The sequence below is a fragment of the Clostridium sp. genome (assembly GCF_016650095.1).
In the GTDB taxonomy this organism is placed as follows: Bacteria; Bacillota; Clostridia; order Clostridiales; family Clostridiaceae; genus Clostridium_AD.
Window position 1 is genome coordinate 1 of record NZ_JAENWL010000104.1, and the last position, 10,068, is coordinate 10,068.

Genomic DNA, 10,068 nt, shown 5'->3' on the forward strand with positions numbered 1-10,068 from the left:
AAAATAATTATCATCTACTATTGATTTCACTTCGATTTTAAATTTTTTGTGGTTATTTTCTTGTAAGGTACTAATTTTCTCTACCTTTATTATTTTTCCTTCTTTAATAATTGCAACGCGATTACATAGCCTTTGAACTTCGCCCAAAATGTGAGAAGAAAATAAAATTGTTGCCCCCTTCTTATTCTCGTCCTCGAGGAGTTCAAAAAATTTTTGTTGCATAAGTGGGTCAAGTCCACTAGTAGGTTCATCAAGTATAATAAGTTTAGGTGAGTGTAGTAATCCTTGTACAATTCCAACTTTCTTTTTATTACCAAAGGATAAATCATCAATTTTTTTATTTAGGTCAAGGTCCATTATCTCAGCGAGTTCCACAATTCTTGTGCTACAATCTTTCTTATAAAAACTAGCTGAGTACTTTAGTAGATCAATAACCTTCATATTGTCATAATAAAAAACCTCTGATGGTAGATATCCTATTTCTTTTTTTATCTCTGGTCCAAATTCCACGCAGTCCTTACCAAAAATTGTAGCACTCCCACTAGTCGGATAAATAAGAGATAATAGTGTTCTAATTAGTGTTGATTTTCCGGCACCATTAGGTCCAATAAACCCAAAAATTTCTCCCTGCCCAACATTAAAACTCACATCTATTATTCCCCTTGCCTTTCCGTAACTTTTAGTCAAATTCTTGATTTCAATAACATTCATTTTTAAATCCTCCTTGTAATGTTTTGTTTACAAATAAAATTTTTTCCAAATGATTTAATACTATTTATAAAAACAATTCTTAAATATCTCTGTATAAATATCCATTTCAGCAAAGGTTTTTTCATAACTAATTTGCTTAGATTCTGATTTTTTTGCCTTTTGTAATTCACTTGTACCAATCCCCTCAAGTGTCCACATTATAATATTTATAGACCTACTTACATCGACTCCATCACGAAATTTGGATACATCTATATTATTAAATACTTTACTGTAATTACTCTCAGTAAGCTTTTTCTTTCTTTCTCCTATTTCATTTTTTACCTCAATACATTCTTCACCTATTACTACTTCGAAGAATTTAAAGATACTAGGATATAGGTTAACTAACTCTAATTTAAACGACGATATTTGTCGTAATTTTTCAAAAAAATCTCGTTCTTCCAAATCAACCTTTTTAAAAAATTCATCCATGCAAAGTTCTACTGAATAATCAAAAGTAAATAAATAAAGATTTTTCTTATTTTTGAAATAGTGAAATAAGATTCCCTTCGATATTCCCGCGTCTTTAACAATCTCATTTGTAGATGCTTTTTCAAAACCTTTATCTGCAAATTCTCTAATAGCTGCCTCTAATATTCTTTCTTGTTTTTCTGAATTTATGTTTAGAAATTTTGAAAACATGCTATTCACCTTATTCCCTAGTTTATTATTACTTATACTTTATCACCATTGACCGTTTTGGTCAATGTAATTTATGCGCCCCTCAAAATTCCCTCCATAAAAAAATAAAACCTCACACAAAATGTGCAAAGTTTAATTTAATTTAATTTAATTTAATTTAATTTATTTGTTGCTGTGAGCTCAGTTGTAAACCAAGAAGTAAAAATCTTATATTTTATTGTTCAAATTATTTCCCGCAACATTTCTTGTATTTTTTCCCACTTCCACAGCTACATGCATCATTTCTTCCAACTTTATCATTATTAACTACGGTTTTGGAATCTCTATAATCCCTTTGAATTTCTTTTCTTTTTTCTTTTGAGAAAATTCCTTCCCATTGAGGAAGTTCATAAAGATAATCCGCTTTTGCATCTAGCATATTGAAATAAAGTTTTTCAAAGTCTATTTTAAAATTCACTTCTGTTAAAGGTTCAGTTTCTTCTAGTTGTACAGGTTCTAAAAGACTATCGTTTATTCCATCAGTAAATCCCATAAAATATATGTTGGATACATCAAAGTATTTAGCAAGGTCTTCTATGCTTCCCTTAATTTCATCTTTATGGTTTGATAATAATTTAGTATAAATACGTTTTTCAACTTCTCCATATTCTTGCCAAAAAGCAGGTTCTCCCCTACGTTTAACATAATCAACCACCATATCTGTCCACTCTTTATATAAACTCATCTTATATTCTCCTTCGAATCATAATGTATTTTGTTATATTCCATCATTATAATAGAGATTTCATTAGTTTTCAACATATATGTTTAAAACGCTTAAATTAAATGCATTTTTATAGCTAAACTTCTATTTTTTAATTGGTATTATTTCCGCTTTATTAAAAGGTTTGGATATATCAAAGTTTCCACCTAAAGTATCAATATCTTTATTTTGCAATGTAATTTTCACTTTCTCTACAGATGGCAATTGGGCTAAAGAAGCTGCTATACCTTGTAGGCAACTTTTTTCTTCTGCCTCTGACATATCTATTTTAGCTTCCTTACTTAAATTAACATAAGCAATATCATCTTTAATAGAAAAACTTAATAGCCTAGTTTCTTTAGAAAGTATTGGTTTTAGCTCACTTTTTAAGGTAGGTCCTTTTATAAGTTCTTGCATAATAGTTTCTCCAATAAGCTCTTCTTTATTAATAAGTCTCATATCTTTAACTACTTGTACATTTGCACCATCTTTTGTCCCATCAAAATAAATACCGAATTGGATAAAGCCATCTTTTTCTAGTGGTAGCTTTAGATTCTCAAGCTTTTCTTTATTGGTCACGCTTTTCTGATCTTTTTTTTCACAACCAAAAAATGCCACTGTTGAAACAACTAGCACAGAACATAATAATATTTTCAGTATTTTTTTCATATTTGACATCTCCTCTAAAAATCAATTACATCACTTGGCATATCTCTTCTAGCTAAATTTAAAGAGATGTCCCTACCTATTTCAATATAATTCTCTTTAAGTATATTAACCACTGTTTGATAGGCTAAATCAGGATAATTGTTAGTTTTACTCAAATGTCCTAAAATAATATGTTTTTGTTTATCATTCATTATTTCTACTATAGCTTGACCACATGCTTCATTGGATAAGTGTCCCACATCACTTAGTATTCTTCTTTTTAACGGATATGGATAAGGCCCAAACTTTACCATTTCTACATCGTGATTACTCTCGAGTAGAATTACATCTGCATCTTTTATTATAGCCTTTACCTCTTTAGAAAAATAGCCTAAATCTGTAGCTATGCATGCCTTCTTGTTTCCACTGTATAACGCGTATCCTATAGGTGCTACTGCATCATGTGATATATTATAATTTATTATATGCATGTCCTTTATATCCACAGAATTACTATTAATAATTCTTATGTTGTTTTCTTTTATATTACCTATTTTAATTTTCATAGCTTTCCAAGTATTCTCATTGGCATATATTGGTATGTCATATCTTCTAGACATAATTCCTACACCCTTTATGTGATCAGAATGTTCATGGGTAATAAAAATACCATCAATATCATTAGGATCTTGATTTATATGTTTAAGTGCGCTTTCAATACTTTTCCCTGGCATACCAGCATCCACTAAAATCTTTGTATTTTGTGACGCTACAAATATACTATTTCCACTACTTCCACTATATAATGGACAAAAAATCATAATTGTCTCCTTTAATTTTAAATTGTTATATGGTAACCCTTCGTATATCTGCCCCTATACTTCTAAATTTTTCTTCAATGTTTGGATATCCTCTATCAATGTGCTCTATGCCTAAAATTTCCGTAGTACCTTCTGCTATAAGCCCAGCTATAACTAGAGCAGCTCCTGCTCTTAAATCTGATGCTATTACCACTGTTCCTATAAGTTTCTCTATTCCTTCCACTGTAGCAACACTTCCTGCAACTTTTATGTTAGCTCCCATTTTTTTTAATTCATCAACATGTTTAAATCTTGATTCCCAGATACTTTCATTTATTATGCTTTTACCCTCTGAAATACATAACAATGTGTTCATTGGCTGCTGAACATCCGTTGGAAAACCTGGATAAGGTAGTGTCTTAATATTTACAGCCTTGAGTCTTCCTTGTGCTTTAACAGTAATACTATCTCCACCTTCATATACTTCTGCTCCCATTTCCATAAGTTTTGCAGAAATTGATTCAAGATGTTTTGGAATAACATTATTTATAGTTAGTTCCCCACCGCAAGCAGCAGCTGCTATCATAAATGTACCTGCCTCAATTTGATCTGGAATTACACTATAGGTACATCCTGTTAATTCTTCCACACCTATAATTCTTATAACATCTGTACCTGCGCCTTTAATATTAGCTCCCATTGAGTTTAAGAAGTTAGCTACATCAACAACATGTGGTTCCTTTGCAGAATTTTCTAAAATAGTTGTACCCTCTGCAAGCGTTGCAGCAGCCATTACATTTATTGTTGCACCTACACTAACTACATCAAAATATATACTAGTCCCAATTAATCTATCAGCCTGAACATTTACAGCGCCATCCTCAATAGTTACCGTTGCTCCAAGTGCCTCAAAGCCTTTTATATGTTGATCTATTGGTCTAGCCCCTATTGGGCACCCCCCGGGAAGTGCTACTCTAGCCTTTTTAAACCTAGCTAAAAGTGCGCCAATCAAATAATAGGACGCTCTCATTTTTCTTACATCTTCTGCATTAGCATCTATGCTATTTATATTTGTACTATCTATGGAGACTGAATTTTTTTCCCTTTTAATTTCACAACCTAAATTCTCTAATATTCTTTCAATACAATTTACATCTTCTATATTAGGAATATTTTCTATTATACATTTACCCTTACTTGCTATTATTGCTACTGGTAAAATTGCTACCGCAGCATTTTTCGCACCACTTATTTCTACTTGACCAAGTATATGCTTACCCCCGTTAATTACCAATTTATCCATATTTGTATCATCCTCACTATGTATTATATATTGTGTTACTTTTATTTTTATACTCAAATTTAATTATACCATACCTATATTCTATTCTAACATTTATTTTTGAAATACTGAAAAAAATTTATTTTATAAAATGCGAGATTTCCTACAACATTAATTTTATTCTATCATTTTCCCATAAAAATGAAAAAGCCACCTGTATTACCACAGGTGGCTTTTAAACTCTTATATTGTTTTAAAACTTCCACAATCTGTACATTCTTGTGTTTTAGCAACACTTTCATGTTTTATAACATCGATTTTGTTTAAAGTACAGTAATTATCCTCAGTACAATGGTGTTTACATTCAGTCACTGAACATCCTATACTATCATTATGTTTCATAATAAAAGCACCTCCCTTAATTAATTACAAAGTTATTATTAGCGTTATTAGAATTAATTATGCAAAACTACAAAAGGTCTTTTATTACTTTAACTACATTTCTTATTCTCGATAATCTTTTTTAAATTATATATACATAAATTTACATAAAAAGTACAAAACTCAAAAATTATGTTATAATAAGTTATAATTTGGTCAAAATAATGTTAACCAATCTTGGTTATTAATTTCGTTTGGAGGAAAAACATGAAATATTTTTTAGTTGCGCTATTTGATGAGCTATCTATTCCTATAATCCAAAATATTCAAAAGGATATTTGTACAAAATATAAACTATACAAGAGCTCTCCTATTATTTATATACCTATAACTGCTATAACGAACCCCGATCTAGAAAAATTAGATGTAGTTATTTCTAAAATTATAGTTCCTTATAAAAAATTCAAGGTGGGTATACATAATAGTATTGGTTTAAGTGAAAATTTCAGTCAAGTTAATCTTAAAGTTAAGGATAAAGGCTATATTTTTCGTATAGCTAGAAATATTATAGACACTTTGGACTTACATGGTTTTAACGTTAAGAATGATAACAATAGTATTGATTTGCATATTCTACTTGCAAATGCCAATCACATTATTAAAAAGTCTTGTAATGGAGGCACAATTGCTATTGATGATACAATAAACAAAGATGAATTTTTTAATTTTGCAAAGGTTTCTAGACTTGAGTTATGGAAGCAGATTAGCACTAAAAAAGAAATTCTAGTTAAAACTTATGCTTTAAGAGATTACTAAAAACATAAAGTTACATTTTAAGCCTGAGGAGGAGAATAAAAATGATTTACTACTTGGTTGGCTTATTTGATAAATCATCTTATAAACATATGGAATCTATGCAAAAGTCACTCTGTAAAAAGTATAACCTATACTCAGATGATAATTTACCTATGCTTCATGTGACTTTAGAAACAATAACTGACCCCAATCTTCACGATTTAGATATTTCTTTAGAAAATATTCTTAAAGATTACACTAAATTTGAATTTGAATTAAATGGTGTAATATGTTTTGACCCTCCCTATAAATCTGTAAACTTAAACATTAAAAATAAAGGTACTGTGTATGAATTATCTAAAAACCTAAATTCTATTTTAAATGCACAAGGTTTTAAGGTTCGCGAACATATTGAAGATTGGAATTTGCACATTTCACTGGCTAACACAAACTTTTCTAATAGAGAGTGGTCTGATAGTGAATATTTATCCGCTTGTAATTTAGCTAATGATGAAAAATTCTCAGAATCTATTAAGGTTAATGCTATAGAGCTTTGGAAACCTATAAATGATAATAATGAAATGGTGGTTAAAAGATATGAATTTACAAAAATTATTCCAGATGCAAAATGATTTAGACAATAGAATTCTAACAGAACATAACCTTTACGGAATACCCTTATTACAAAAGAAAATACTCTCCCTCCAAGTGGAACTCGGAGAACTGGCAAATGAAACTCGTTGTTTTAAATTTTGGAGTATAAAACTCCCTTCAACTAAAGATGTAATTCTAGAGGAGTATGTTGATTGTCTTCACTTTATTTTAAGCATAGGACTTGAAAAAAACTTTGCAGATATTACTTTGAATACTAAATATATTACATGCGAATTATCGCAGCAGTTTTTAAATTTATATGTAAATATTTCAGATTTTATTATTTGTTCTTCAATAGACAATTATTTGAACATTTTTCAGAACTTTTTAAGTCTAGGTGAAAATTTAGGATTTTCCAAGGAAGATATTGAAAATGCATATTTATATAAAAACAACATAAATCATGAAAGACAAGATAATGGATATTAAATCACCACCTGCGAAGTTGCAAATATTAACTACCTAAAGATAAAATAAATGTTTTTTTAAATATTACAATACATTCTGGGTAAACTAATCTGGAGGAGTGTGATTGTGATTGGGTTTAGTATTTTCTATAATTGCAGGCATATGTATGAGTCTTCAAGGTGTTTTTAATACAAGAGTAAGTGAAAAAATCGGACTTTGGGAAACTAATGTTTTCGTTCAAGGAACCGGGTTAATTTTAACCTTAATAATACTTCTTATAGCTGGTAATGGTAATTTTAAAGCTATAAAAGAAGTTAATAAATTATATTTACTAGGGGGAGTCTTAGGTGCTATAATTATATTTTCTGTTATGATAGGTATATCAAACATGGGGCCAACTTGTTCCATTGCAATTATATTGGTTTCTCAGCTACTCGCTGCCGGCATAATCGATAGATTTGGAATGTTTGGCGCACAGCAAATTAAATTTGCATTATCTAAGTTTATAGGTATTGGTATAATGATTGTAGGTATAATAGTATTTAAATGGAAAGGGTAATCAGCTCTTTCCTATTTTTTTGAATTTAATTTTTTTTATCTTACCTATTGAAATTACTTATATATATATCCATAATTATAAATGGAGTACATTAATATTTAAATTCAACTACTTTTTATATATTGAATATACAAGGAGGACTATTTATGGATTTCAAGCAAATCGAAGCCTTCATTAGTGTAGCCAGATTTAGAAGTTTCTCTAAGGCAGCTAATACAATTTTTTTATCCCAACCTACAATAAGCTCTCATATAGCTAGCTTAGAACGAGAATTAAATGTTCAACTTTTTGACAGAACTTCTAAAGAAGTTTACTTAACTCCTGCTGGCGGATCTTTTTTAGAATATGCAATTAATATAATAAATACTCGTAATAATGCCATTTCTAACCTTTCTAATTTTAATACTACAATATCTGGGAAATTAAATTTATCAGCTAGCACCACCCCATGTAATTCATTGGTGCCTGACCTTATAAAAAAGTTCAGTAAGGTTTACCCAGATGTTCGTTTTAACATCACGGAACAAAGTTCTGGAGATATAATAAAAGATATTTTAGATCTTAACTGTGAAATTGCTATAGTTGGGACCACAATTAAAAACGCAAAGATTAAAAGTTATAAACTTATGGAAGATAATCTTGTTTTAATCTCTAGTACCGCCCTTAATATCCCCGATGAAATACTTCTGGAGGATTTACTGAAATATAAGTTTATACTTCGCGAAAAAAATTCTGCCACCAGGAGTACCCTTGATATTGCACTTGAATCAAAGGGTATAAACTCTAGTTTGTTAAACGTATTTTGTGAAGTGAATACTTTGGACAACCTTCTTCAATTTGTAAAGCTAGGTACAGGTGTATCTATTATTTCAGAAAAAATATCTTTTGATTATATTGATAGTAGTAAAATTAAGATAAGTAGAATTAAAGATTTGCTCTTAAAAAGAAATCTATATTTAATTATTAACTCAAAGCGTACATTGACTCCCATTGCTAATGCTTTCTTTAGTATGTGTAAAGATATGTTTTCACTCAAAGAATGTGAAGAACAAGAAATCTAAATTTTATAATCTGAACTCTTGAGGGTGTTAAGAAAAGCATATATTACAAAATGCATTTTCATGTATTTTGTAATATATGCTTTTTTGTTAACATATTTTGAGAATTTGCATATACTATAATAATGTAACAATACATTAGGAGGCGCACATGTTTTCCTTCAAAAATAAGATAGACCCTACCTTAAGACATGCTTTGTTAAGTAGCCTATATGAAAACTATAGGGTAATAATATACTGCAAATCCCTTGATAGTAAAACCGTTAATAAAATCAAATCCTTAAAATGCGAAATCATACGGCATATTCCGGGGGTAAAATGTATTTGTGCTATTTTAACCGCAACTGTTATAGAGAGATTACTCGAATATCCACAGGTAGCATACATAACTTTTGATTCTTATGCACATTTATGTGGAAATAGTGTACTCTCGTCGAACGGCGTATCATTTCAAAGTAACTATACCCTTACTGGAAAGGGCATCGGTATTGGAATAGTTGATAGTGGTGTGTATCCGCATTGTGACTTATTGAAGCCTAGCACTAGAATTAAAAAGTTTGTAGATGTTATTAATAATTCAACCTATCCTTATGATGATAATGGCCACGGCACCTTTATCAGTGGGTTAATTTGTGGTAGCGGTTATGGGTCAAAAGGCATGTACAAAGGGGTTGCAAAAGATAGCCATATATATATGATTAAAGCCTTTAACAAACTAGGTAAGGGTTTTATATCTGATATTTTATTTTCATTAGAAACTTTAATTAACGATAGTGTTGATTTCAATATTAAAATCATTTGTCTGCCCTTTGAAACTCTAGAAACCAATGAATTTGTGCTTTCACTATTTTCGAAACTTTTTGACGTTGCAATATCTAAGGGCCTCGTGGTAATCGTTCCTAGCGGAAGCAATAATAATATCAAGAATTCAATACGTGGCATAGCTACACTTAGTAATTGTATAACCGTAGGTGGGTATGATAGTACAGGTATTCCAAAAATATATGAATATTCATCTTCCGGTCCTTGCCAGAAACTTGATAAACCAAATTTAATTGCTGCCTGTGTTGATGTATGTTCATTGATAACAGACACACAATTCGTATCAGAAAAAAATGGTGTGAAGATGTATCCCCCTCTTATCAATAATCTATATACGACCTACACTGGAACTTCCTGCTCTGCAGCTTTTATAAGTGGGGTATGTGCTCTCCTCTATGAGAACAATAAAGATTTATGCTTCAAAGATACATTGGCATTATTAAAGGTATCGTCAAGCTTAATAAATTCCCCAAAATATATGCAAGGTGCAGGAATTCTAAATTTAGAAAAATTATTACCATAAT

Annotated in this window: 13 protein-coding genes; 6 read left to right on the top strand and 7 right to left on the bottom strand. The window is 30.2% G+C overall.

The annotated features are described in order from the left end of the window. The 7 genes from JJE11_RS08150 to JJE11_RS08180 form a co-directional block, all read right to left on the bottom strand. Positions 1-711, bottom strand: a 711-nt coding sequence (locus JJE11_RS08150) for an ABC transporter ATP-binding protein (RefSeq protein WP_291634406.1), incomplete at its 3' end; no start/stop codon positions are given. A 60-nt stretch (positions 712-771) separates the two neighbouring features. Then, complete coding sequence (locus JJE11_RS08155) at positions 772-1,395, bottom strand: TetR/AcrR family transcriptional regulator (RefSeq protein WP_291634408.1); 624 nt, start codon at positions 1,393-1,395, stop codon at positions 772-774. 226 nt (positions 1,396-1,621) lie between these two features. Continuing rightward, a complete protein-coding gene (locus JJE11_RS08160; RefSeq protein ID WP_291634410.1) occupies positions 1,622-2,119 on the bottom strand; it encodes an SEC-C metal-binding domain-containing protein in 498 nt (165 codons plus the stop codon). 123 nt (positions 2,120-2,242) lie between these two features. Then, positions 2,243-2,806: a GerMN domain-containing protein gene (locus JJE11_RS08165; protein ID WP_291634412.1), complete on the bottom strand. Its 564-nt coding sequence runs from the start codon at positions 2,804-2,806 to the stop codon at positions 2,243-2,245. Between the two features lie 14 nt (positions 2,807-2,820). Then, complete coding sequence (locus JJE11_RS08170; protein WP_291634414.1) at positions 2,821-3,606, bottom strand: MBL fold metallo-hydrolase; 786 nt, start codon at positions 3,604-3,606, stop codon at positions 2,821-2,823. A gap of 25 nt (positions 3,607-3,631) precedes the next feature. Continuing rightward, a complete protein-coding gene (locus JJE11_RS08175; RefSeq protein WP_291634416.1) occupies positions 3,632-4,888 on the bottom strand; it encodes a UDP-N-acetylglucosamine 1-carboxyvinyltransferase in 1,257 nt (418 codons plus the stop codon). Positions 4,889-5,110: 222 nt separating this feature from the next. After that, entirely contained in the window at positions 5,111-5,269 is a 159-nt protein-coding gene (locus JJE11_RS08180; RefSeq protein ID WP_291634418.1) for a DUF1540 domain-containing protein, read from the bottom strand. 246 nt (positions 5,270-5,515) lie between these two features. On the opposite strand from JJE11_RS08180, the gene JJE11_RS08185 reads away from it, so the two are divergent. The 6 genes from JJE11_RS08185 to JJE11_RS08210 all read left to right on the top strand — a co-directional run bounded on the left by JJE11_RS08185 (position 5,516) and on the right by JJE11_RS08210 (position 10,067). Continuing rightward, positions 5,516-6,064 carry a hypothetical protein gene (locus JJE11_RS08185; RefSeq protein ID WP_291634420.1) on the top strand — a complete coding sequence of 183 codons (549 nt, stop codon included), beginning with the start codon at positions 5,516-5,518 and terminating at the stop codon, positions 6,062-6,064. A gap of 41 nt (positions 6,065-6,105) precedes the next feature. Next, positions 6,106-6,675 (top strand): 2'-5' RNA ligase family protein, encoded by a 570-nt coding sequence (locus tag JJE11_RS08190; protein ID WP_291634422.1) that lies wholly within the window; start codon positions 6,106-6,108, stop codon positions 6,673-6,675. Then, positions 6,641-7,126 (top strand): dUTP diphosphatase, encoded by a 486-nt coding sequence (locus JJE11_RS08195; RefSeq protein WP_291634424.1) that lies wholly within the window; start codon positions 6,641-6,643, stop codon positions 7,124-7,126. The genes JJE11_RS08190 and JJE11_RS08195 overlap by 35 nt, the downstream gene beginning before the upstream one ends. Positions 7,127-7,271: 145 nt before the next feature. After that, positions 7,272-7,664: a DMT family transporter gene (locus JJE11_RS08200; protein ID WP_291634431.1), complete on the top strand. Its 393-nt coding sequence runs from the start codon at positions 7,272-7,274 to the stop codon at positions 7,662-7,664. Between the two features lie 146 nt (positions 7,665-7,810). Then, on the top strand, positions 7,811-8,725 hold the full coding sequence (locus tag JJE11_RS08205; protein ID WP_291634427.1) for a selenium metabolism-associated LysR family transcriptional regulator: 915 nt from the start codon (positions 7,811-7,813) through the stop codon (positions 8,723-8,725). A 148-nt stretch (positions 8,726-8,873) separates the two neighbouring features. Then, a complete protein-coding gene (locus JJE11_RS08210; RefSeq protein WP_291634429.1) occupies positions 8,874-10,067 on the top strand; it encodes a S8 family serine peptidase in 1,194 nt (397 codons plus the stop codon). The last annotated feature ends 1 nt before the right edge of the window (position 10,068 follow it).

Coding starts and splice junctions, on each gene's coding strand:
- JJE11_RS08195 (WP_291634424.1), top strand. CDS start 6,641: ATGAATTTACAAAAATTATTCCAGATGCAAAATGATTTAGACAATAGA.
- JJE11_RS08180 (WP_291634418.1), bottom strand. CDS start 5,269: ATGAAACATAATGATAGTATAGGATGTTCAGTGACTGAATGTAAACAC.
- JJE11_RS08200 (WP_291634431.1), top strand. CDS start 7,272: ATGAGTCTTCAAGGTGTTTTTAATACAAGAGTAAGTGAAAAAATCGGA.
- JJE11_RS08205 (WP_291634427.1), top strand. CDS start 7,811: ATGGATTTCAAGCAAATCGAAGCCTTCATTAGTGTAGCCAGATTTAGA.
- JJE11_RS08190 (WP_291634422.1), top strand. CDS start 6,106: ATGATTTACTACTTGGTTGGCTTATTTGATAAATCATCTTATAAACAT.
- JJE11_RS08175 (WP_291634416.1), bottom strand. CDS start 4,888: ATGGATAAATTGGTAATTAACGGGGGTAAGCATATACTTGGTCAAGTA.
- JJE11_RS08170 (WP_291634414.1), bottom strand. CDS start 3,606: ATGATTTTTTGTCCATTATATAGTGGAAGTAGTGGAAATAGTATATTT.
- JJE11_RS08165 (WP_291634412.1), bottom strand. CDS start 2,806: ATGAAAAAAATACTGAAAATATTATTATGTTCTGTGCTAGTTGTTTCA.
- JJE11_RS08185 (WP_291634420.1), top strand. CDS start 5,516: ATGAAATATTTTTTAGTTGCGCTATTTGATGAGCTATCTATTCCTATA.
- JJE11_RS08160 (WP_291634410.1), bottom strand. CDS start 2,119: ATGAGTTTATATAAAGAGTGGACAGATATGGTGGTTGATTATGTTAAA.
- JJE11_RS08210 (WP_291634429.1), top strand. CDS start 8,874: ATGTTTTCCTTCAAAAATAAGATAGACCCTACCTTAAGACATGCTTTG.
- JJE11_RS08155 (WP_291634408.1), bottom strand. CDS start 1,395: ATGTTTTCAAAATTTCTAAACATAAATTCAGAAAAACAAGAAAGAATA.